We start from the raw sequence: 21,911 nt of genomic DNA, 5'->3' as shown, positions 1-21,911 counted from the left end.
CCCGGCATGACGAGTTACGATTATTTGGCTCCCTATTGGTCGCTGCACGAGATCGCCATCAATGCGGTGATCCTGCTGCACCTGGCCGGCTCGCTGTTCCTGGGCCTGCTGGTCGGCTATGAACGCTCGTACCACGGCCGCGCTGCCGGCATGCGCACCTATGGCCTGGTCTGCATGGCGTCCTGCGCGCTGACCATCGTCAGCGGCTATCCCGAGATGTGGTTCGGCGGCCAGACCGCCGCCATCGGCATGGTCGACCCGACCCGCGTGATGCAGGGCGTGGTGACCGGCATCGGCTTCCTTGGCGCCGGCGTCATCATGCGCGAAGGTTTTAACATCAGCGGCCTGACGACGGCGGCCTCGATCTGGAGTTCGTCCGTAATCGGCATCCTGGTCGGCGTCGGCTTTTATCTCGCCGCGATGGGGCTGGCCTTTTTCTCGGCGATGATCATGATCTACCTGAACAAGGTGGAGGCCTTCCTGCCTTCGCGCCGCGCGGTGGCGGTGACGCTGCGTTTTCGCGAGGCCTATCTGCCGCGCGAAGACGCCTTGCGCGAAGCGGCGCTCGAGCGCGGCTACCAGATCGCCGGCAGCTCGCTGACGATCGCCAGCAGCAAGGGCTGCCAGGAGTGGCGCTTCGTCGCCATCGCGCTGTCGCGCCACAACCGCGCCACGCTCACCGAACTGGCCGCCGAACTGGCGGCGTCCGAAGGTGTCGAGGGGTTCCAACTCTCGCACGCCCGCAACTAACATAACGAAGACTGGGATTGGCATCAATGAAAGCGCAAGACGTTCTCGATTTCTGGTTCCTGCCGCCTGGCGACCCTGGCTACGGCAAGGCGCGGATGGAATGGTTTCGCAAGGACCCCGCGTTCGACGCGCAGATCCGCGCACGCTTCGGCAGCCTGATTGCCCAGGCACTCGCAGGCGGCCTGCGCGAATGGGAGATGGATGGTCCCGAAGGCGCGCTGGCGCGCATCCTGGTGCTCGACCAGTTCACCCGCAACGCGCACCGCGACGCACCGGAATCGTTTGCCGGCGATACGCTGGCCTTGACTGCGGCGCAGGCGCTGGTCGACAGCGGCGCCGACCTCGCGTTGCCACCGTTAGGGCGCGCTTTCGTCTACATGCCCTACGAGCACGCGGAAGACGCGCGCATGCAGCGGTGCGCGGTCGACCTGTTCGCGCGCCTGGCCGCCGAACACGAAGGGTTTACAGAGATGCTCGACTACGCGCACCGCCACCGCGGTGTGATCGCGCGCTTCGGTCGCTTCCCGCACCGTAACCCGATCCTGGGCCGCGCTTCCACTGCCGACGAACTGCAGTACCTGGGCCAGCCCGGCGCCGGGTTCTGATGACGCCGCTACTGAACATCGTCGGCGCCGGCCATGTCGGGCGCACGCTGGGCCGCCTGTTGTCGCAGCACGGTGTGTTGACGGTCCAGGACGTGCTGACGCGCTCGCATGCCAGCGCGCTCGACGCCGTCGCCTTCATCGGCGCCGGCCGCGCGCTGGCGCAGGCGTCCGAACTACGTTCTGCCCAGGTCTGGATGCTCGCTGTCGGCGACGACGCGATCGCACCCACCTGCGCGGCACTGGCTGCCGCCGGACTGCTCGATGGGGCCACGGTATTTCACTGCAGCGGCGCCAAGGCCTCTGGCGAATTGCAGGCGGCAAGGGCGCGCGGCGCGCGGGTGGCGAGCGTGCATCCGGTACGCAGCTTTGCCGATCCGGCGGCAGTCGCCACGGCCTTCGACGGCACCTGGTGCGGGGTCGAAGGAGATCCGCAGGCGCTGGCGCTGCTCTCTCCTGCCTTCGAGGCGATCGGTGCGCGCCTGGTGACCATCGACGCCCCCGCCAAGACGGTCTATCATGCCGCCTCCGTGTTCGCCTCGAACTACCTGGTGACGGTGCTCGACGCCGCCCTGCGCGCGTATGGCGCGGCCGGCGTGCCGCCTGAGGTCGCGCGCGAACTGGCGCGGCCGCTGGCAAGCGAAACGCTCGCCAATGTATTCCGGCTCGGCGCGCCCGCCGCCCTCAGCGGGCCGATCGCACGCGGCGACATGGACACTGTCGCGCGCCAGCATGCGGCATTGGAAGACTGGGATGCGCCGACAGCGAGCTTGTACGAGGCCCTGGTCGAGGCCACTAAGGCACTGGCTGAGCGCAAGCGGCGTGGCGCGGCGTGAGCCGCCTTGTTATTTGATGGAGGAGTGTCGATGATCTTCACCGCCTGGGCCATGCTGGCCGTTCTCGGCGTGTATTTCTGGACCGGCGTGATGGCCGGCTATGCGCGCGTCAAATACGGAGTGCCGGCGCCCTCGATGGAGGGACCGGCCGCCTTCCACAGCGCGCAGCGGGTGCAGGCCAACACACTGGAGCAGTTGCCGATCGTGATCGTGCCGCTCTGGCTGTGCGCGACTTACCTGGGCGACGCCTGGGCAGCCGCCGGCGGCTTGCTCTGGTGCGTCGGCCGGATCGCGTACGCGCTGGGCTATTACCGCGACCCGGCGCGGCGCGAAATCGGCTTTGTACTTGGCATGGTGGCAAGTGCGTTGCTGATTGGCGGCACAGTCGTTGGTTTATTGATGCATTAGAGCAAAATAACTGCATCCGGGAATCGACAAATTTGCCAATCGGCAATAAGCTTGCCTGTTGAATTCATCATATCGGTGACTGGTGCGCGTCGCGCCCAGGCCGGTCCGATGCGTAGGAGGCAACATGCTGTTTTTGAAAAGTACCGCGGTCATGAAGGCGCCGGGCATTTATGAAGTCGATGTCGCCGCCAAGCCGCCAGGTAAAACCTTCGGTGTCTACCTGGCGACCGATCCCGACAATCCACCGCAAGCGGTACTGGCAGAACTGGCCGAGCTCGGCTTCAAGGGGTCTTACCAGAAGAACTACACGCACCGCGACGGCGGCCGCGTGCTCGACCTGCATTTCGAAAAAGATGGCACCGACATTTTCAAGGGCTGGAAGACCGAGGAATGCAGCGCCAACCTGGCTGCGATCGACAGCCTGTTCGGCAAGCTCGGCATCAGCGTCACGACGCGCGTGATGACCATGGCCGAAGCCTACGCTTGAGGTTTTAATGTAAAAGCTGTGCCGGTAAGATGAAAGTTTAGCTGCACCATGGATTTGTTCGACACGCCTGGCATCCTGGTGCCAATCCCGATCGACGACGGCGAACTGGCGCTGCTGGCCCAGCTCGCGCTGCCCTGGTCGAACGCGGAAATCGCTGCGCGCCTCCTGGCCGAGACGCCGTGGCGCGAGGAAAGCGTGGTCGTCTACGGCAAGCGCCACCTGCAGCCGCGCCTGACGGCCTGGTACGGCGACGCCAGCTATACCTATTCCGGCCTGCGCCTGGAACCCTTGCCGTGGACCGCGCTGCTCCTGCAACTGCGTGCGGCCGTCGAGGCGGCATGCGGGCACGGCTTTAACAGCGTGCTGCTGAATCGCTACCGCAACGGGCGCGACAGCATGGGAATGCACAGCGACGACGAGCCCGAGCTCGGCGCAGACCCGGTCATCGCCTCGCTCAGTTATGGCGCCACGCGCAGCTTCATATTGCGGCATAAGCGCGACAAACGGACGGTCCAACTCCCGCTCGCAGACGGCAGTCTGCTCTTGATGCGCGGCCAATTGCAGAGAAACTGGCTCCACGGCATCAATAAATCGACCCTTCCCCTGGGAGAGCGTCTGAATCTAACGTTCCGGTACATCGTCTAATCTGCCGGCTTCCTACCGCAATGTCGGCGTTAAAATAACTGAACTACAAGTCAGTTATGTTACATTCAATTACATCTCTTACGGAATACCCACGGACGTGGCGTTTTGCCAGTGTTATCTTGAATCCATCGCGATTCACTCATGCATCGCGAGCCAGTCAATAACGAAAAGGATTCTCGTATGAAAAAGCTCATCTTTGCACTGATCGCAGGTACCGCCGCCATGTCCGCCGCCCAGGCCCAGACCACCACCTCGCCGCGCCTTTACGTTGGCGCTGGCGTGTCTGCCGCTGAAAGCGAATACCGCGTCCCGAACGCCAGCAGTGTCAGCAGCCGCGGCTTCAAGGGTTCGGGCAAGGTCTTCGCTGGCGCAGAAATCGACCAGACTTACGCTGTCGAGACTGGCTATACCGACTTCCGCAAGTCGCGCGCCAACTACACGGTCAACGGCGTACCCGGCGTTGCTGAGGCCGACGGTTACGGTGCTTATGTCGCCGGCAAGGCCACCATGGCTGTCAACGATAAAGTTTCCGCCTACGCCAAGCTGGGTGTGGCGCACACGAAGCGTGAAATGACTTCGTCGACGCCTGGCATGAACCGTAAAGTGAGCGACAATGCCGCCTATGCGGGCCTGGGCGCGCAGTACGCGATCAATCAGCAAGTGTCCCTGATTGCCGAGTACGAGCGTTTCGGCAAGAAAGCAGACTTCGGCACCAAGCCCGACCTGTGGACCATTGGCGCGAAATACAATTTCTAAATTGTGAGTCGTACCTGATGTAACGATAAAGGGCCTGCGGGCCCTTTATCTTTTGGGCGAGGATGACGCCGTGCTATAAGGCCGGCGCCGCGCCCATTCCTATCGCGCGCCCCATCGCCCATGGCGGCAGCACCGGCGGCGTGTGCACCTGCGGCGCCGCCAAGCCCGCCGAAATAAACCGGTGCACCGACGACCAAGGCCAGTCATGCGCTGCAGAACAAAGTCCATGGCGCACTGGATTGGTATGCATGTAGTCGATCAGGGAGACGTAGTCGGCATCGTCGGCCACGCGAAATTCCTGGTACTGGCGGGCCCAGATCGCACCATCGGCGCCCGCCGCGGCGAGCGATTTACGCAGCGCTTTGGAGAATGCAATTTTGACGGCGCGCCAGCGGCTGGAACAGTCGTGGTCACCCGGGGGCAGCGTCCACATCGCGTGGGCGTGGTCGGGTAGCACCACCCAGCCATCGAGATGGAAGGGTTTACGGACGCGCGCCTGGCGGATCGCATCGCCGAATGCGGCAATGTGGTCCGTCAACAGGGAACTACCACGGTCCAGCAGGCGCACCGTGAAGAAAAAGGTCCCACCGGGAACCCGGTTGTCGCGGTAGTCGGTCATGGGCAAAGTGTGCCAATCGATGGTGGTCGCCATGTGGATTGGCGCAAAGGGGAGGCGGAACTTGCTGCCTCATCGGCAACCGATTCTACACACTGTCGCGTCCTGCGGCGTTCCATTTCCGCGCATAAATTTTGGGCAAAAAAATGCCCGGTGAAGACCGGGCATTCCATGCTTCGTTGAACAAGTAGTGAATCAAGTCGTCAATGGCTTGTAACGAATCCGCTTCGGCTTCGCGCCTTCTTCACCCAACCGTTTCTTCTTGTCCGCTTCGTATTCCTGGTAGTTACCGTCAAAGAAGGTAAGCTGCGAATTGCCCTCGAAGGCCAGGATGTGGGTCGCGATCCGGTCCAGGAACCAACGATCGTGCGAGATCACCATCACGCTGCCGGCGAACTCGAGCAGGGCGTCTTCCAGCGCGCGCAGGGTTTCCACGTCGAGGTCGTTCGACGGTTCATCCAGCAGCAGGACGTTGCCGCCCTGGAGCAGGGTTTTTGCCAAATGCAGGCGGCCGCGTTCGCCACCCGACAGGTTGCCGACGATTTTTTGCTGGTCCGAACCCTTGAAGTTGAAGCGGCCCAGGTAGGCGCGCGACGGCATCTCAAAACGGCCGACGCTGAGCATGTCGGCGCCGCCGGTGACGTCTTCGAACACGCTCTTGTTGTTGGCCAGGTCGTCGCGGTGCTGGTCGACCAGCGAGATGCGCGCGGTCTTGCCGATCGCGACTTCGCCGCTGTCCGGCTGCTCTTTACCTGAAATCATTTTAAAGAGGGTCGATTTACCGGCGCCGTTCGGGCCGATGATGCCGACGATCGCGCCGGGCGGCACCGTAAACGAGACGTTGTCCAGCAGCAGGCGGTCGCCAAAGGCCTTCGAGACGTTCTTAAATTCGATGACTTCGTTGCCCAGCCGTTCCGCGACCGGAATAAAAATCTCCTGGGTCTCGTTGCGCTTCTGGTATTCGAATTCGGACAATTCGTTAAAGCGCGCCAGGCGCGCCTTCGACTTGGCTTGTCGCGCCTTCGGATTCTGGCGCGACCATTCGAGTTCCTTCTGCAGCGCCCGCTGGCGTGCCGACTCGGTCGATTCTTCCTGTTTCAAACGCGCCTGCTTCTGGTCCAGCCAGGAAGAGTAATTCCCCTTCCATGGAATGCCCGAACCGCGGTCCAGTTCCAGGATCCATTCCGCGGCATTGTCGAGGAAGTAGCGGTCGTGGGTGATGCCGACCACGGTGCCGGGGAAGCGCAGCAGGAATTGCTCCAGCCACTCGACCGATTCGGCGTCCAGGTGGTTGGTTGGTTCGTCGAGCAGCAGCATGTCGGGTTTGCTCAGCAGCAGCTTGCAGAGCGCCACGCGGCGCTTTTCGCCACCCGACAAGACCGCGATCTTCGCGTCCCACGGCGGCAGGCGCAGCGCGTCGGCGGCCATTTCCAGCTGCAGGTTCAGGTTACCGCCGTCCGAGGACGAGATGATCGATTCCAGGCGTTCCTGCTCTTTCGCCAGCGCATCGAAATCCGCGTCTTCGTCCGCGTAGGCGGCGTACACGGCTTCCAGCTTGGCTTGCGCCTCGAAGGCTTCGCCGAGACCGGATTCGACTTCCTCGCGCACGGTCTTTTCCGGATCGAGCTGCGGTTCCTGCGGCAGGTAGCCGATGTTCAGGCCCGGCATCGGACGCGCTTCGCCCTGAATATCGGTGTCGATGCCTGCCATGATTTTGAGCAGGGTCGACTTGCCGGAGCCGTTCAGGCCCAGCACGCCGATCTTCGCACCCGGGAAGAAGGACAGAGAAATATCCTTCAAGATCTGGCGTTTCGGCGGGACGATTTTGCCCACGCGGTTCATGGTGTAAACGTAATTAGCCATTATTCTGTCTGTAGAAAATCAAGGTGCAAAGGATACGATAGAAGCGCCTTGGGGGGCACCCCCATCACGAAACTTTCGGTGCCGGCTGGGCCTGGCCGCGTCGCAGCAGCCCTTCACCGGCGAACAGCGCCAACGCGGTCCAGATCATGGCGAAACCCACCAGCCGGTCGGCCGTGAACGCTTCCTTGAACAGCAGCACGCCGAGCAGGAATTGAATGGTCGGCGCCAGGTATTGCAGCAAGCCGAGAATGGACAGCGGAATCTGGCGCGCGCCGCTGGCAAACAGCAGCAGCGGGATCGCCGTGATCGGGCCGGACGCGAGCAGGAGCCAGCGTGTGCTGTCTGACGCCGTATTCAGGAAGACATTCTCGCCATGCAGGGTCAGCCAGACAAGATAGGCTCCCGCCAGCGGGAACAGCACCATGGTCTCGAACGACAGCCCCTCCAATGCACCGAGCGCGGCGGTCTTGCGCAGCAAGCCGTAGGCGCCGAAGGTCGCTGCCAAAAACAAGGCGATCCACGGCAGGTTACCGGACTGCCAGGTCAGCCAGGCCACGCCGAGGGCGGCCAGCCCGATGACGCCCCACTGGAAGGGGCGCAGGCGCTCTTTCAGCAGGAAGAAGCCGAACATGATGTTGACCAGCGGCGTGATGAAATAGCCCAGGCTCGCGTCGAGCACGTGACCGTTATTCACGGCCCAGATATACAGCAGCCAGTTGGTGCCGAGCAGAAGCGCCGAGGCGACAAAACTCCAGAAGACCCGCGGTTGGCGCACCCCGCTCAGCCAGCGCCATTGACGCCGCAGCGCCAGCACAATGAGCAGGAAGGCGAGCGACCACAGCATGCGATTGGCAAGGATCTGCATCGCCGGCACATCGTTCAAGGCGTGAAAATACAGAGGGAACAGGCCCCAGCACAGGAAGGCCAAGCCAGCGGAGAGGATGCCGGTACGCATGAGGGAAGGAATCGGATTGCAGGGCTGACATTATCCCCGATAGGGGCAATCCCTGCTGGCGCTGCCCAATTTGGGGGCGGTGTATGATGCCTGACGAAATGTTCTTGCAATTTGCTTGTCAATATTTTATGGTGCGCCGCACCAGAACAAAACAATGGTGCAATTTTGACCTCCGAAAATAAGAAGAGCAGCGTCGCGGCGCTGACCCTGTCCGCGGTCGGCATCGTCTACGGCGATATCGGTACCAGTCCCCTCTACACGCTGCGCGCGATCTTCGACCCCGAGCACGGCTTGCCGCTGACCACCCCGAACATCCTCGGTATCATCTCCCTGATTTTCTGGAGCCTGACGATCATCGTCTCGCTGAAATACGTCACCCTTGTCCTGCGTGCCGACAACCGCGGCGAGGGCGGCATCATGGCGCTGATGGCGCTGGCCTTGAATTCAGTCACCAAAAATTCGCGCTGGCACTTTCCCCTGCTCGTGATCGGCGTGCTCGGCGCCACCATGTTCTATGGCGACAGCGTGATCACACCGGCCATCTCCGTGCTCGGTGCGATCGAGGGCCTGGAAGTGGCGGCGCCCGGCATGTCGCATTACGTGGTGCCGTTCACGATCGTCGTGCTGGTCGCCTTGTACAGCGTGCAGCGCCATGGCACGGCCGGCATCGGCCGCTTCTTCGGGCCGATCATGCTGGTCTGGTTCTTCAGCCTGGCCGCGATGGGCATCGTCAACATCGTCGAGTCGCCGGTGATCCTGAACGCGCTCAACCCGTTGTATGCGCTGCGCTTCATGATGGACAACGAATTCCTCGCCTTCGTCGCCCTCGGCGCGGTGGTGCTGGCCGTGACCGGCGCCGAGGCCTTGTATGCCGACATGGGCCACTTCGGCAAAAAACCGATCCGCATGGCCTGGTTTCTGATCGCCTTCCCGGCCCTGACCCTGAACTATCTCGGCCAGGGCGGCCTCCTGATCGCCGACCCGGCCGCGATCGACAACCCGTTCTTCCACCAGCTCGGTAGCTGGAGCGTGATTCCACTGGTGATCCTGTCGACGATGGCGGCGGTGATTGCCTCGCAGGCGACGATTTCCGGCACCTATTCGATGACCAAGCAGGCGATCGCGCTTGGCCTGCTGCCGCGCATGCGCATCCTGCACACCTCGGAAAGCCAGATCGGCCAGATTTATATTCCTGCCGTGAACTGGCTGCAATTGATCATCGTCCTGATCGCCGTGATCGGGTTTGGTTCTTCCGAAGCGCTGGCCGGCGCCTATGGCATCGCCGTGACGGCGACGATGATGGCGACGACCGTGTTGACCTTCTTCGTGACGCGCTACCGCTGGAAGCTGCCGCTGGTGCTGTGCATCGGCGCGACCGGCTTTTTCCTCGTCATCGACATCATGCTGTTCGCGTCGACCTCCCTGAAACTGTTCCATGGTGGCTGGTTCCCGCTGCTGCTCGGCGCTGTCCTGCTGACCGGCATGCTGACCTGGAAGCGCGGCCGCGAGCTGGTGTTCGAGAACTTGGAAAGGCATGCAATCCCGCTCGACGCGTTTTTACAGTCGCTGTTCGTGGGCCCGCCGACCCGGGTGCCCGGCACGGCGATTTTCCTGCGCGGCGAAAGCGATGGCGTGCCGCATGCGCTGCTGCACAACCTGCTGCATAACAAGGTGCTGCACGAGCGCGTCGTATTTCTCACCGTGCGCATCAAGGAAGAACCCTGGGTGGCGCTGCCGGAACAGGTGCAGGTGGTCGAGCTCGGGCACAACTGCTTCCAGCTCAATATCCACTACGGTTTCAAGGACGAACCGGACATCCCGGGTGCGATGGACCATTGCGCCACGCTGGGACTGCCCTTCGAGATGATGGAGACCTCGTTCTTCATCGCGCGCCAGACCGTGATCTCGGCCCCGGGCGGCGGCATGGCGCCCTGGCGCGAGCATTTGTATGTGGCGATGTCGCGCAACGCACGCGGCGCGGCCGACTACTATCAAATTCCGACCAACCGGGTTATCGAGCTCGGTACCCAGGTCGAGATCTGATACACATATCCTACAAAAAGCGGACAGTGCGGGGTAGCGGGCTCGGGTAAGGTGCAGTTTCTTCTGTTAAACACACCTTTCCGCGAGTTGCCGATGTCCCTTAACCTTTCCCGGCTTGCCGCCTGCTGCGCCATCCTGTTGACCTTGAGCGCCTGCGGTGGCGGCGGCGCCAGCAGTGCGCCAGCGATTGCCGTCAGCAACCCGGCTACCCTGGTGGTGACCGACAACGTGGTCGGCAGCGGCGCGCTCGCCGCCAGCGGCAAGAAGATCACGGTCAATTACACCGGCTGGTATTACAGCGCCAGTACGGCCGACCATAAAGGTCCCCAGTTCGAGAGCAGCAGGTTCAGCTTCACGCTGGGCACAGGCGCCGTCATCGCCGGCTGGGACCAGGGTTTGATCGGCATGCAGGTCGGCGGCAAGCGCAGCCTGTCGATTCCGTCGACGCTCGCCTATGGCAGTGCGGGACGCGGTCCGATCCCGCCGAACGCGGGCCTGCTGTTCGAGGTCGAGCTGACCGGCGTCGAATAAGACCTTATTCCGTAACGGATGGGTCAGCGCAGCATATCGATGTGCATGATGCCGTCTTCGTCGTAGGGAGGCGAAACGGTCTCGAAACCGAAGTCCTGATAAAACTTTTCCAGCCGCTGCTGGGCGCCGATGCGGATACGGTGGCCCGGGTGCAGCTGCTCGGCATACTGGATGCCGTGCGCGACCAGTTCGCGTCCGGCGCCCGAGCCGCGCGCATCCATCGTCGTCAGAATGCGTCCCAGCGACATCTCGCCGTATTTCGCGCCCGGCGCCAGGCAGCGCAGGTAGGCCACCAGCACGCGCCGTCCGCCGATGTCGCGCCAGCCGAGCAGGTGGTGGGCGTCGAGGTCGTAGCCATCGATGTCCGGGTACAGGCAAGTCTGCTCCAGGATGAACACCCCCTGGCGCTGGGCCAGTACTTCATACAGCTGCGCGCCGGAGAGTTCGGCGAAGCTGCACCATTGCCATTCGATCATGTGTAAATCCGTAAATTAAAGGGTGGCCGCTGTCTCGAAGCCTTCGAGCACGTTGACCGTATGGATGCCGATGTCGGCGTGCGCCTGGCCGCCTTCGAACACGAAGGCGGTCGGCAGGCCGAGCCAGGCGATGCGCTCGCCGATGCGCAGGTAATCGGCGCCGTGCAGGGACCATCCCGCGTTCGCGGCCGCGTCCGGATCGTCGCCGCATGCGCCCACACCGAGCGCGACCACCAGCGCCTCGGGCGCGAACATGCCCAATTTCAGGCAGGCCGTCTCCAGCGCCGCCAGCCATTGCGCCGCGCCGGTGCCGCGCGGCAGTGGCAGATTCATGTTGTAGCCGCTCCCTTCGCCGCTTCCCGTTTCGTCGGCATGGCCAAGATAATACGGAAACTCAAGGCGCGGGTCGCCATGGATCGAGACCGTCAGCACGTCGCTGCGGCCATAGAAAATGCCCTGGGTGCCGCTGCCGTGGTGGTAGTCGATGTCGAGGATGGCCACGCGTTTCACGCCATCGTCGAGCAGGTGCTGGGCGGCCAGCGCCGCATTGTTCAGGAAGCAGCCGCCGCCAAAAAAGTCGGCGCCCGCATGGTGGCCCGGGGGGCGGGTCAGCGCAAAACTGCCGCGCTGGCCCAGGCGCAACGCGTGCGCCGCATTGATGGCGCAGTCGGCGCCGGTTTTCGCTGCGTTCCAGGTGCCGGCAGTGAGGGATGTCGCGTCCATCGAATACAGGCCGAGGCAACCGGTAACACTGTCCGGCTCGATATCGCTGCGCAGACCGCGCACCGGCCAGTTCGATGCCTGCGCATCTTTTTCACTATTGGCCGGATCGAGCGTCGTCCACTCGCTCCAGGCGCTGCGCAGGAAATGCAGGTAACGCGGAGTGTGGATGCGTTCCAGCGAAACAAGCGGCGCGCGGTGCGGGGTGACGATCTCGCCCAGCCCGCGCCGCTGCAGCTCTGTTAACACCAGTTCGACCCGCTCGGGCTTTTCCAAGGACCCCTCGCCAGCGGGCCGCGTCGACTTCGCGCGGTGCTGGGCATGGTGTTCGTTATAAAAAGTGAGCAAGGCAATCCCGGGGTTTTATTGGTTATTCCCGCACAGTGTACTGCTGTTATAGGCCGCCACGAAGTCGTCGAAGCTGACGCTATCCTGCTGCTCGACGAGCGCCTGCTCGGCCAGCGAAGCGGCTGCCATCTCGGCGAACACCGCTTCCTCGGCCGGCATCAGGGGGCTGTCGCGGAAATAGGCCGCATGCAGCTCGCTCTGGCGCAGTCCAAAGGCGGCGGCCGAACCGAGCGCCTTCACTTCGGCCAGCACCCGTGCCGACGGCGTTTTATTCGGGTCGGCGACCTTCGCCTTTTGCTGCGCCAGCGAGGCTTCGTGCACGCCGCCCTCGTTGTGCTCTTCGTCGAGCAGGCGCGCCAGTGGACGGATGCGTTCGATCAGTTCATCGGCCCACGCCGACAGCAGCACTTCCTCGCCGTCGCGGCTCAGGGTCAAGCCGGGGCGGCGCCCTTCCTTCACCGTGTGCGCAAAATTACGGGCGTGGATTTCCCCCTCGGCGGCGCTGATCATCGGGCTCTCGTCGAGCGCGCAGAACAGTAAAAAGGCGTCGAGGAAGCGGCCGGTCTCGACGCTGATACCGATCGGCTCGAACGGATCGACGTCCAGGCAGCGCACCTCGATGTATTGCACCCCGCGGTTGCACAGCGCCTGTACCGGCCGCTCGCCGCTGCGGATCACACGCTTCGGGCGGATCGTCGAATAGTATTCGTTCTCGATCTGCAGCACATTGGTCGACAGCTGGATCCACTCGCCATCGCTTTTCGTGCCCACTTCCGCATACGGCGCATACGGGCGGTTCACCGCATCCATCAGGCTCGTGACATAGCTTTCCAGGCTGTTTTCGTGCGGACGCAGGCCGGACTGGGCATCGTTCTGGTAGCCCAGGTCGCTCATGCGCAGGCTGGTCGCATACGGCAGGAACAAGGTGTCGTCGGACAGCGTGTCGAGCGCATGCTCGCGGCCGCGCAGGAAGCTCCTGGTGAGCGCCGGCGAGGCGCCGAACAGGTACATCAGCAGCCAGGCATAGCGGCGGAAGTTGCGGATGGTGGCAATATAGCTTTCGGACTGGAAGTCGCGCAGCGCCTTGCGCCGTTCTTCGGGAATGCCGTCACCCGCAAGGATCAGCGCCCACAGCTGTTCCGGCAATGAATAATTGTAGTGGATGCCGGCGATACACTGCATCGCCTTGCCGTAGCGCAGGGCCAAACCGCGGCGGTACACGTGCTTGAGCATGCCGATGTTCGAGCTGCCGTACCAGCCGATCTCGATGTCTTCCTCAGGCGGCAATTCGCCCGGCATCGACGAACTCCACAGCATTTCGTCGCCCAGTTTGGCATAGGCGTAGCGGTGCACCGCGTCGAGCCGGTGCAGCGCCAGGCCGATGTCGTGCTCGGCCGGGGTGATGAATTCGAGCAGCGCCTCGGCGTAGTCGGTCGTGATTTGCGGGTGAGTCAGCGCCGCGCCGAGCTGGACCGGATGAGGCGTGCGCGCGAGCTGGCCTTGTGGGTCGACGCGCAGGGTTTCGCGTTCAATGCCGCGCAGGCCCTGTCCGAGCAGGCCACGGTGGGCATCGTCGTCCAGCAGGGCCAGGCGGCGGGTCAATTGGTTCGACACGGGTGTTTCCTTTCTTATACTGCTTGAGCGTGATTGGTGCAGAGAGTAACCGAAAATCGGACAGCGCGTCGGTGGCCGGTCCATTTACTGCCAGGCAGACTGGTCGCGCCCAATGCTGCCTGGCGGCGGCGTCAATCGGAGGCGGGGGAGGCGGGGCCAGGCACCGTGCCGGCGTGCTCCGGCACTGGCGTGATGCCGGCCGCCGGCGCCTCGCCCGGACGCTTGCCGGGCGGCGTCGCCGGCGTCTCCGGCCCATTTACCTGGACCGACAGCCATTTGTTCATCTCGCGCTCGAGCAGCGGCAGCGGCAGCACGCCATTGCCCAGCAGCGCATCGTGAAAACGGCGCGCATCAAAACGCAGGCCCAGCGCGGCTTGCGCCTTCTCGCGCAAGGCTTTGATACGCAACTGGCCCGCCTTGTAGCTCAGCGCCTGTGCCGGCTGGGCGATGTAGCGGTCGACCTCGACTTCGTTATCCTGCGGCGCGTTCGCGGTGTGCGTGTTCAGGTAGTCGAGCGCCTGCTGGCGCGACCAGCCGAGCGCGTGGATGCCGGTGTCGACCACCAGGCGCGCGGCGCGGAACATGTCGTCGTTCAGGTAGCCGAAGCGGGAAAACGGATCGCGAAACAAGCCCAGTTCCGGTCCCAGGCTCTCGGCATAGGTGGCCCAGCCTTCGCCGAAGGCGTCGTCCCAGCCGTTGCGGCGAAATGCCGGCAGCTCGCGCAGGGAGCGCGCGCGCGCCACTTGCAAGTGGTGGCCCGGTACGGCTTCGTGCAGCGCCAGCGTCTCGACTTCCCACAGCGGCTGGCTCCCGAGGCGCTCGGTATTGACCACCAGCGCCGCACTGCGATCCAGCGTGCCCGCTTCGTAATACGCCGCTACCTGGCCTCCGGCGCCGGCCTGGCCGAGGCGTTTGACGCCGATTTCCTCCGCCGGAATCGTGCCGAACAGGGCCGGCAGGCCTGCCTGCGCGCGCTCGATCACGCGCCGGTAGCGCGTCAGCAGCGCTTCCGGATCGCGCGCGAACAGGCGCTTGTCGCTGCGCGCGAATGCGAGGAACTGCGGCAAACTGCCGCGAAATCCGGTATGGCGAATCGTCTGCAGCATCGCGGCGCGGATGCGCGCCACTTCCTTTATGCCGAGCGCGTGCAGCTCAAGCGGGGTCAGCTCGCTGCCGGTGGCATTCCTCGCCAGGAAGGCGTAATAACCGGGGCCGCCGGGCAGGCTGGACGCGCCCAGGGTGTCGCGTGCCGCCGGCAGGTACTCGCTACGAACAAACTCTTCCAGGCGCCGCAGGGCGGGGGCGGCGCTGTCGTTCAGGGCCGCCGTGCCGGCCGCCAGCAGTTCCTCGCGCACCGTGACGTCGATGGTGGCGGGAATGCGGCGCAAGGGAGCCGCGAGCGGTCCCTCGGTCAGGCGTTCGCGCAGCGCACGCAGCAGCTCCGGCACGCCGCGCACGCTGGCCTTCGGGGCCATCCAGCCGCTACGCATGCCTTCGCGCAGCGCCTCGATCAGGCCGTCGACGTGGCCTGGCAAGGCCTTTAAGCGCGCGATGTAATTGCGGTAGTCGTCTTCGCTGCCGAACGGCGTCTGGGCGACCAGGCGCGGCAGGCGTACGTGCAGGCCGTCCCAGGTGGTCAGCGGCTGCGGGTCGACGATGGTGAAGGCGCGCGTGGCGAGCTGGCGCTCCTTGTCGAACACGAACAGGTCGAGCGAGAGGCGTTCCTGCGGACTCAAGCCTGTGCGGTCGATGGCGCGCGCTTCTTCGAGCATGGCGCGGGCCTGGTCGCGCCTGGCACGCGCGGCGCCTGGTGCGAGGTCGGACAGGCGCTCGTTATAGTGGCGCTCGCCGAGCGAGGTCGCGTATTCCGGATGCTGCTCGAGGCGCCATTGCCAGTCGCGCTCGAACAGCGCAGCAGCCGGCCCCGGCGCGCTGCGCGCGGCGCCGTGGAACAGGGCGGTGAACAGGAGGAGAGCGAGTAGGCGGCGCATCGGGGAGTGAAAGTGGGATGTGGGCATTGTAACAACGCTGGCAGGAAGACCGCGCACCCTGACGATGCTGGGTGTCGCCCGGGATCTATTTGCGCCGACGGCCGCCGCTGACGCGCTCGATCCCATTTACATCGCGCCAGCTCTCGACCTCGGCATAGCCAGCGTCCGTGAATAAGCCCCGCACCGCCTCGGCCTGGTCATAGCCATGCTCGAGCAGCAGCCAGCCGCCCGCAATCAAATGCGCAGGGGCGCCTTTGATAATCGTGCGCAGCGCCGACAAGCCGTCGGCGAAATCGGTCAGCGCCGCGCTCGGTTCGAAGCGCAGATCGCCTTGCACCAGGTGTTCGTCGCTTGACGCGATATACGGCGGATTCGAAGCGATCAGGTCGAACGCTTCATTGCCCAGCGCGGTGAACCAGTCGCTGCGCAGGAAGCGGACGGTGGCGCCATTCGCGGCGGCGTTCGCGCGCGCCACGGCCAGCGCGTCCTCGCTGAGGTCGAGTGCAGTCACGGCTGTGTCCGGCCGCGTGTGCGCCACTGCAACCGCGATCGCGCCGCTGCCGCTGCCCATGTCGAGCACGCGCGCACGCGGCGCCAGGCGCTCCAGCGTCAATTCGACGATCAGTTCCGTATCCGGACGTGGAATCAGCACGGCCGGGCTGACCTGGAACGGCAGCCCGAAGAATTCGCGCTGCCCGACGATATAGGCGATCGGCTCGCCACCCTGGCGGCGCCCAACCAGCGCGGCCAGACAGGCGGCTTCCTCCGCGTTCAGCGCGCGCTCGGCATTGGTAATCAAGCCAACCCGGGTGAGGCCCAGCGCATGGCACAGCAGGATGCGGTTTTCCAGCGGGTCGAGCGGCAGGCCGGCCTGCAGCGCACCCACCGTGGCACCAGGAGCAATCTTCATCGCGCGCGGCGCCCTGCGACGAGTACCCAGACCAGGGCCAGCGCCAGCAGCACGAACCAGACGGCCGACCACTGCGGGATCGACAGGCCGAGTATGCCGTCGGTGGCGTTCTCGCACAGACCGTCGGCCTGGAACAGCCACGGCAGCAGGGTGGCGGTCGGGATTTTATTCAGCATGGTTTCCATCGGATCGATGCCACACGAAAAACCCGGATTCGCCAGCACATACAAATGCTTGCCGACCACGCCCAGGCCGCCGAGCGCCGCCAGCAGCGCGACGCCGGCACCGCTGCGGATCTTGCCGCGCAGCGCACCAAGCAGGGCGGCAATGCCGATGGCGAGGAACAGGTAACGCTGGATCACGCACAGCGGACAAGGCAGCATGTCGTGCGCGTGCTGCAGGTAGACGGCGATGGCGACCAGCGCGAAGCTGATGAGGGAAATAATCAGGAGGACGGAACGGGAACGTGGCATCGCGCAATAGCTTTCGTGGTCAGGAGAGTGGCGCGATTCTCGCATACGCAAGCGTCGCTGCCGCATTTTCACATTCGCAAAACAATGGTGGTTTAATCCGGCCTTAATCGCCCAGGGCGGCCAGCAATTCCGCCTGGTGCTCGGCGGCGAGGGCGTTGGTCAGGTCGAGCAGGTCGCCGTCCATGATGAAATCGAGTTTATACAGCGTCAGGTTGATGCGGTGGTCGGTCAATCTGCCCTGCGGGAAATTATAGGTGCGGATGCGTTCGCTGCGGTCGCCCGAACCGATCAGGCTTTTCCGGGTCGCCGCCTCTTGCGATTGCTGCGCGCGCAGCTGCACGTCCTTGATGCGCGCGGCCAGCACCTTCAGCGCTTGCGCCTTGTTCTTGTGCTGGCTGCGGTCATCCTGGCATTCGACCACGATTCCGGTTGGCAGGTGGGTCAGGCGCACCGCCGAATCGGTTTTGTTGATGTGCTGCCCACCGGCGCCGGATGCGCGGTAGGTGTCGATGCGCAGGTCGGCCGGGTTGATGTTCACGTCCTCGACCTCGTCCGCTTCCGGCATCACGGCCACCGTGCACGCCGAGGTGTGGATGCGCCCCTGCGTTTCGGTGGCCGGCACGCGCTGCACGCGGTGCCCGCCCGATTCGAATTTGAGTTTCGAATACACGCCATTGCCGATCACGCGCACGATGACTTCGCGGTAGCCGCCCAGGTCCGAGTTCGACTCCGACACCATCTCGACCTGCCACCGATTACGTTCGGCAAAGCGGGTGTACATGCGCAGCAAATCTCCGGCGAACAGGGCCGACTCGTCGCCGCCGGTGCCGGCGCGGATCTCGAGGAAAATGTTGCGCTCGTCGTTTTCATCCTTTGGCAGCAGCATTTTCTGCAGGTCGAGCTCGAGCGCGGCCAGGCGCGCCTTGGCCGCTTCGATTTCCTCCTGCGCGAACTCTTTCATCTCTGGATCGCCCAGCATTTCCTGGGCCGCGCCGATGTCGCCGTTCGCGTCCTGGTACTGGTGGTACAACGCCACCAGCGGGCCGATCTCGGCATGCTCGCGCGTCATCTTTCGATAATTGTCCATGTTGGCGGTGGCGCCTTCATGGGTCAGCAATTCGTCGAGTTCGACCAGGCGGTTCGCGAGTTGGTCCAGCTTGGCCAGCATCGATGGTTTCATAGTAGTTTCGGGAAGAGCAGGGGGGATAACGGGAATGGCGCGGCAGCGCCAGGATGCACCTCGGGAGGCGCGACTGCGGAAAAATAAACGCTAACGGCGGCCGCGGAACAGCTGCGGCAGCAGGCTCGCCAGACGTGCGCGCTCGTCGCCCTCGGCGCGGTGCAGCGCCTGCTGCGGACCGTGCAGGAATTTGGCCGTCAGCCCTTTGGAGAGCGCTTCCAGCACGGCGTCGGGATCTTCGCCGCGCGCCAGGAGTTTGCGGGCGCGTTCGAGTTCGGCCAGGCGCAGCGCCTCGCTCGACTCGTGGAGTTGCTGGATCACGGGCACCACGGCGCGGTCGCCGATCCAGTGCATGAAGGAGGCGACGCGGGTCTCGATGATCGCTTCGGCCTGGGCCACCGCGGCCTGGCGGCTTTCCATGCCGGTTTGTACCACCTGCGCCAGGTCGTCGACCGTGTACAGGAAGACGTCGTCCAATCTCGCCACTTCCGGCTCGATATCGCGCGGCACGGCGAGGTCGACCATGAAGACGGGACGGTGCCGCCGCGCTTTGATCGCGCGTTCCACCAGCCCCAGGCCGAGCAGCGGTAATGTAGAGGCGGTGCAGGAGACGACGATGTCGAATTGCGCCAGGCAGTCCGGTAAATCGGCCAGGCGGATCGCGCGCGCGTCCAGGCGCGTGGCGAGCGACTCGCCGCGTTCCATGGTGCGGTTCGCGATCGTGATCGATTTCGGGTTGTGCGCGGCAAAATGGGCGGCGCACAGTTCGATCATTTCGCCGGCGCCGATGAACAGCACGTGCTGATCGGCGATGCTGTCGAAAATGCGCTGCGACAGGCGCACGCAAGCGGCGGCCATCGACACGCTGTGGGCGCCGATTTCGGTCGTGGTGCGCACTTCCTTGGCCACCGCGAAGCTGCGCTGGAACAGCTGGTGCAGATAGGTGCCCAGGCCGCCGGCCTGGTCGGCGGTGCGCACCGCGTCCTTCATCTGGCCGAGGATTTGCGGTTCGCCCAGCACCATCGAGTCGAGCCCGGAAGCGACGCGGAAGGCATGGCGCACGGCGTCGTCGTGCGGCAGCATGTACAGGTGCGGACGCAGTTCGGCGAAATTCAGGGCGTGATAATGGGCCAGGAACTGGGCCGAGGCGTCGAGGGGATTCGGCACGCCGCTTGCGGCGTACAGCTCGGTGCGGTTGCAGGTGGAGAGGATGGCTGCCTCGTCGCCGCCGCGGGCGTCGATGCCGCCAATGCGGCCGAACCATTCGCGCGCCGAGTGCACCGCGCGCCCCAGTTGCTCAGGCCCGAGCGCCAGCTGCTCGCGCAGCGAGACCGGTGCGGTCGTGTGGTTCAGGCCAACGGCGAGCAATTGCATGCGGGGGTGAAAGAAGGGAAACGGTGAAAAGCATTATACCCTCATGCGCGCAGGGTTTATGGGGCAATCGAGGACCATGAAGAAGGCGCAAACGGCTTGCTCTACGGTTGCGCCGCGTCGATCCCGACTTTACGCCGCGCCGAGCTTTTCCAGACGGTAGCCGTAGCTGTACACCGGCACCAGACGAAAACCGTTTTCAGGCCGCAGGCTGAGTTTGTTGCGCACGCGCGAAACGTGGGTATCCATCGTGCGCGAAGGCACGGCCGTTTCGCGGACCCACACCGCTTCGTGGATGTAGGCGCGCGACAGGGGACGGCCGATGTTGCGGAAGAACAGCAGGGCCAGATAAAACTCTTTCTGGGTGACGTCGATGACGCTGCCGTCCTTCAGCAGGCGGCCCGGACGGGTCTCGAAGACGTAGGAACCGAATTGCAGCTGCTCGGTGCCGGTCTGGGCCGGATAGGCGCGGCGCAGCAGGGCGGACACGCGTGCCACCAGCTCGCCGCGGCGCAGCGGTTTGACCAGGTAGTCGTCGGCGCCGGCGGCCATGCCGGCCACGATGTCGTCCTCGGCGCTGCCGCTGACGAGGAACATCGCCGGTGCGTCGGGCGCCATCTTTTCCTTGGCGCGGCGCAGGGTGTCGGCCGCGTCAGGGGCGCCGGCGGGCCAGTCCATGATCAGGAGATCGGTGCTGTCCTTGCGCATCTGCGCCAGCATCTCCTTGCCGCTGTCAAAAAACTGGCAACTGTGGCCAGCGGCACTCAATACCTGGCAAACCAGGTCTGCCTGACTACGGTCATTATCAAGGACGGCTATTCTCATGGCGGGCGCATTATGGGTCAAATTCATACTGTAGGATGACTCCTACAACGTTAAACTGACTATATCAGACTTTGACAAAATAATGCTAATTGTTAACTTCCATTTTTTATCGAAAGAGGGTGGGTCAGCGCCTGGCTGGCTTCCCTTTCTCATCATTTTTCCCTCTATAAGTGCTCAAATCCGACATTTTTTACAGGGATCACCTAGCTTGAACCCTCGACGCGTAAAAGCAACATCAATGGCCAAAAAACAACAGTGTTTCATGGCTTGCCAGCTGTGGGTAGGACAGAAGAGATAGCTGATGTAGGACTGGCGCCACATGCGACTGCGAGTTATTTCGCATGGGAAACGAAAAAGGCGCCCGGTGTTGGCCGGACGCCTATTACTTGATAAAGCGGTGATGCGGGAGCATCAGGCGTCCGGCAGCACCACGTTAACGTCGAGCACTTCCAGGTTGCCCTGGCGATCGAGCGAGATCTTGATGTCATCCGCGTTGACCTTGGTGTACTTCGAAATCACTTCGATCAGTTCGCGGTGCAGCGCCGGCAGGAAATCCGGGCCCGTGCGGTTGGTGCGCTCGCGAGCGATGATGATCTGCAGCCGTTCCTTGGCTGCGGTCGCGCTCTTCTTCTTTTCGGGGAACAGGAATGAGAGCAGGGCCATATCACTTTGTCCCGAAAATGCGCTGCAGCAGGCCCGGCTTTTCGTAGGTGGTGAAGCGCAGTGGACGCTCCTCGCCCAGGAAGCGGGCCACGACATCCTCATATGCCTCGGCCACGTCGGTGCCCTTGAAGTGGATCGCCGGATTACCTTGGTTCGACGCGTGCAGCACCGATTCCGATTCCGGAATGATGCCGATCAGCGGAATGCGCAGGATTTCCTGCACGTCCTGATAGGACAGCATTTCATCGTTTTCGACGCGCTTCGGCGAATAACGGGTGATCAGCAAATGTTCCTTGACCGGCTCACCGCCGGTCTGGGCACGGCGCGACTTGGCCTGGATGATGCCGAGGATGCGGTCGGAGTCACGCACCGACGACACTTCCGGGTTGGTCACGATCAGCGCTTCGTCGGCGAAGGTCAATGCCATCAGGGCGCCGTGCTCGATGCCGGCCGGCGAATCGCAGATGATGAACTCGAAGTCCATCTTGACGAGCTCGTTGAGCACGCGCTCGATGCCGTCTTCCGACAGGGCGTCCTTGTCGCGCGTCTGCGAGGCCGGCAGGATGAACAGGTTTTCGCAGTGCTTGTCCTTGATCAGCGCCTGGTTCAGCGTCGCCTCGCCATTGACAACGTTGACGAGGTCATACACCACCCGCCGTTCGCAACCCATGATCAGGTCGAGGTTACGCAGGCCGACGTCGAAGTCCAGCACGGCGGTCTTGTGGCCGCGCAGGGCCAGGCCGGTGGAAAAGCTCGCGCTCGAGGTGGTTTTGCCCACGCCGCCCTTGCCGGACGTCACAACAATAATTCTTGCCACAAAAGTGTCCTTTACAGTAACTGGTCAGTGC

General features: G+C 63.7%; 23 protein-coding genes. 9 read left to right on the top strand and 14 right to left on the bottom strand.

What is annotated here, in order from left to right; genetic code table 11:
* Positions 1 to 6 precede the first annotated feature (6 nt).
* The 7 genes from ACHAC9_RS12240 (at position 7) to ACHAC9_RS12210 (ending at position 4,484) form a co-directional block, all read left to right on the top strand.
* A complete protein-coding gene (locus ACHAC9_RS12240; RefSeq protein ID WP_435760269.1) occupies positions 7 to 750 on the top strand; it encodes an MgtC/SapB family protein in 744 nt (247 codons plus the stop codon).
* A 26-nt stretch (positions 751 to 776) separates the two neighbouring features.
* On the top strand, positions 777 to 1,355 hold the full coding sequence (locus ACHAC9_RS12235) for a DUF924 family protein (RefSeq protein WP_435760268.1): 579 nt from the start codon (positions 777 to 779) through the stop codon (positions 1,353 to 1,355).
* The gene (locus ACHAC9_RS12230) at positions 1,355 to 2,188 is read left to right on the top strand and encodes a Rossmann-like and DUF2520 domain-containing protein (protein ID WP_435760267.1); all 834 of its coding nucleotides are present in this window, start codon (positions 1,355 to 1,357) and stop codon (positions 2,186 to 2,188) included. Before ACHAC9_RS12235 ends, ACHAC9_RS12230 begins: the two co-directional genes overlap by 1 nt.
* A 30-nt stretch (positions 2,189 to 2,218) precedes the next feature.
* Positions 2,219 to 2,596 carry an MAPEG family protein gene (locus ACHAC9_RS12225; RefSeq protein ID WP_435760266.1) on the top strand — a complete coding sequence of 126 codons (378 nt, stop codon included), beginning with the start codon at positions 2,219 to 2,221 and terminating at the stop codon, positions 2,594 to 2,596.
* Positions 2,597 to 2,720: 124 nt separating this feature from the next.
* On the top strand, positions 2,721 to 3,083 hold the full coding sequence (locus ACHAC9_RS12220) for a hypothetical protein (RefSeq protein WP_435760265.1): 363 nt from the start codon (positions 2,721 to 2,723) through the stop codon (positions 3,081 to 3,083).
* Positions 3,084 to 3,131: 48 nt separating this feature from the next.
* Positions 3,132 to 3,728: an alpha-ketoglutarate-dependent dioxygenase AlkB family protein gene (locus ACHAC9_RS12215; protein ID WP_435760264.1), complete on the top strand. Its 597-nt coding sequence runs from the start codon at positions 3,132 to 3,134 to the stop codon at positions 3,726 to 3,728.
* 180 nt (positions 3,729 to 3,908) lie between these two features.
* Positions 3,909 to 4,484 (top strand): porin family protein, encoded by a 576-nt coding sequence (locus tag ACHAC9_RS12210; protein WP_435760263.1) that lies wholly within the window; start codon positions 3,909 to 3,911, stop codon positions 4,482 to 4,484.
* Positions 4,485 to 4,557: 73 nt separating this feature from the next.
* Here ACHAC9_RS12210 and ACHAC9_RS12205 read toward each other — a convergent pair whose 3' ends face one another.
* The 3 genes from ACHAC9_RS12205 to rarD all read right to left on the bottom strand — a co-directional run bounded on the left by ACHAC9_RS12205 (position 4,558) and on the right by rarD (position 7,918).
* Positions 4,558 to 5,136: an REP-associated tyrosine transposase gene (locus ACHAC9_RS12205; protein ID WP_435760261.1), complete on the bottom strand. Its 579-nt coding sequence runs from the start codon at positions 5,134 to 5,136 to the stop codon at positions 4,558 to 4,560.
* Between the two features lie 159 nt (positions 5,137 to 5,295).
* Positions 5,296 to 6,963 (bottom strand): energy-dependent translational throttle protein EttA, encoded by a 1,668-nt coding sequence (gene ettA / locus ACHAC9_RS12200; RefSeq protein ID WP_435760260.1) that lies wholly within the window; start codon positions 6,961 to 6,963, stop codon positions 5,296 to 5,298.
* Positions 6,964 to 7,027: 64 nt separating this feature from the next.
* Positions 7,028 to 7,918, bottom strand: coding sequence for an EamA family transporter RarD (gene rarD / locus ACHAC9_RS12195; RefSeq protein ID WP_435760259.1), 891 nt, complete (start codon positions 7,916 to 7,918; stop codon positions 7,028 to 7,030).
* A gap of 165 nt (positions 7,919 to 8,083) precedes the next feature.
* Between rarD and ACHAC9_RS12190 the strand changes: the two genes are divergently transcribed.
* Positions 8,084 to 9,961, top strand: coding sequence for a potassium transporter Kup (locus ACHAC9_RS12190; RefSeq protein ID WP_435760257.1), 1,878 nt, complete (start codon positions 8,084 to 8,086; stop codon positions 9,959 to 9,961).
* A 93-nt stretch (positions 9,962 to 10,054) separates the two neighbouring features.
* Positions 10,055 to 10,492, top strand: coding sequence for an FKBP-type peptidyl-prolyl cis-trans isomerase (locus tag ACHAC9_RS12185; protein ID WP_435760256.1), 438 nt, complete (start codon positions 10,055 to 10,057; stop codon positions 10,490 to 10,492).
* 23 nt (positions 10,493 to 10,515) lie between these two features.
* Here the strand turns inward: ACHAC9_RS12185 and ACHAC9_RS12180 are convergent, their stop codons facing one another.
* The 11 genes from ACHAC9_RS12180 to minD form a co-directional block, all read right to left on the bottom strand.
* A complete protein-coding gene (locus ACHAC9_RS12180; protein WP_435760255.1) occupies positions 10,516 to 10,968 on the bottom strand; it encodes a GNAT family N-acetyltransferase in 453 nt (150 codons plus the stop codon).
* A 15-nt stretch (positions 10,969 to 10,983) separates the two neighbouring features.
* Positions 10,984 to 12,036 (bottom strand): histone deacetylase family protein, encoded by a 1,053-nt coding sequence (locus ACHAC9_RS12175; RefSeq protein ID WP_435760254.1) that lies wholly within the window; start codon positions 12,034 to 12,036, stop codon positions 10,984 to 10,986.
* 15 nt (positions 12,037 to 12,051) lie between these two features.
* On the bottom strand, positions 12,052 to 13,650 hold the full coding sequence (gshA, locus tag ACHAC9_RS12170) for a glutamate--cysteine ligase (protein ID WP_435760253.1): 1,599 nt from the start codon (positions 13,648 to 13,650) through the stop codon (positions 12,052 to 12,054).
* Between the two features lie 131 nt (positions 13,651 to 13,781).
* The gene (locus ACHAC9_RS12165) at positions 13,782 to 15,641 is read right to left on the bottom strand and encodes a DUF885 domain-containing protein (protein WP_435760252.1); all 1,860 of its coding nucleotides are present in this window, start codon (positions 15,639 to 15,641) and stop codon (positions 13,782 to 13,784) included.
* An 85-nt stretch (positions 15,642 to 15,726) separates the two neighbouring features.
* Positions 15,727 to 16,551, bottom strand: coding sequence for a peptide chain release factor N(5)-glutamine methyltransferase (gene prmC / locus ACHAC9_RS12160; protein ID WP_435760251.1), 825 nt, complete (start codon positions 16,549 to 16,551; stop codon positions 15,727 to 15,729).
* Positions 16,548 to 17,024: a disulfide bond formation protein B gene (locus ACHAC9_RS12155; protein ID WP_435760250.1), complete on the bottom strand. Its 477-nt coding sequence runs from the start codon at positions 17,022 to 17,024 to the stop codon at positions 16,548 to 16,550. The genes prmC and ACHAC9_RS12155 overlap by 4 nt, the downstream gene beginning before the upstream one ends.
* A 103-nt stretch (positions 17,025 to 17,127) precedes the next feature.
* The gene (prfA, locus tag ACHAC9_RS12150; protein ID WP_435760249.1) at positions 17,128 to 18,204 is read right to left on the bottom strand and encodes a peptide chain release factor 1; all 1,077 of its coding nucleotides are present in this window, start codon (positions 18,202 to 18,204) and stop codon (positions 17,128 to 17,130) included.
* 90 nt (positions 18,205 to 18,294) lie between these two features.
* Positions 18,295 to 19,578, bottom strand: a complete 1,284-nt coding sequence (gene hemA / locus ACHAC9_RS12145) for a glutamyl-tRNA reductase (RefSeq protein ID WP_435760248.1) — start codon at positions 19,576 to 19,578, stop codon at positions 18,295 to 18,297.
* Between the two features lie 129 nt (positions 19,579 to 19,707).
* The gene (locus ACHAC9_RS12140) at positions 19,708 to 20,400 is read right to left on the bottom strand and encodes a response regulator transcription factor (protein ID WP_435760247.1); all 693 of its coding nucleotides are present in this window, start codon (positions 20,398 to 20,400) and stop codon (positions 19,708 to 19,710) included.
* Between the two features lie 411 nt (positions 20,401 to 20,811).
* Complete coding sequence (gene minE, locus ACHAC9_RS12135; protein WP_193687891.1) at positions 20,812 to 21,063, bottom strand: cell division topological specificity factor MinE; 252 nt, start codon at positions 21,061 to 21,063, stop codon at positions 20,812 to 20,814.
* A 1-nt stretch (position 21,064) separates the two neighbouring features.
* Positions 21,065 to 21,880, bottom strand: a complete 816-nt coding sequence (minD, locus tag ACHAC9_RS12130; protein ID WP_435760246.1) for a septum site-determining protein MinD — start codon at positions 21,878 to 21,880, stop codon at positions 21,065 to 21,067.
* Positions 21,881 to 21,911: the final 31 nt, after the last annotated feature.

Source organism: Massilia sp. CMS3.1 (assembly GCF_051262535.1).
Taxonomy (GTDB): Bacteria; Pseudomonadota; Gammaproteobacteria; order Burkholderiales; family Burkholderiaceae_D; genus Telluria.
This window is presented reverse-complemented; position numbering and strand designations above follow the sequence as displayed.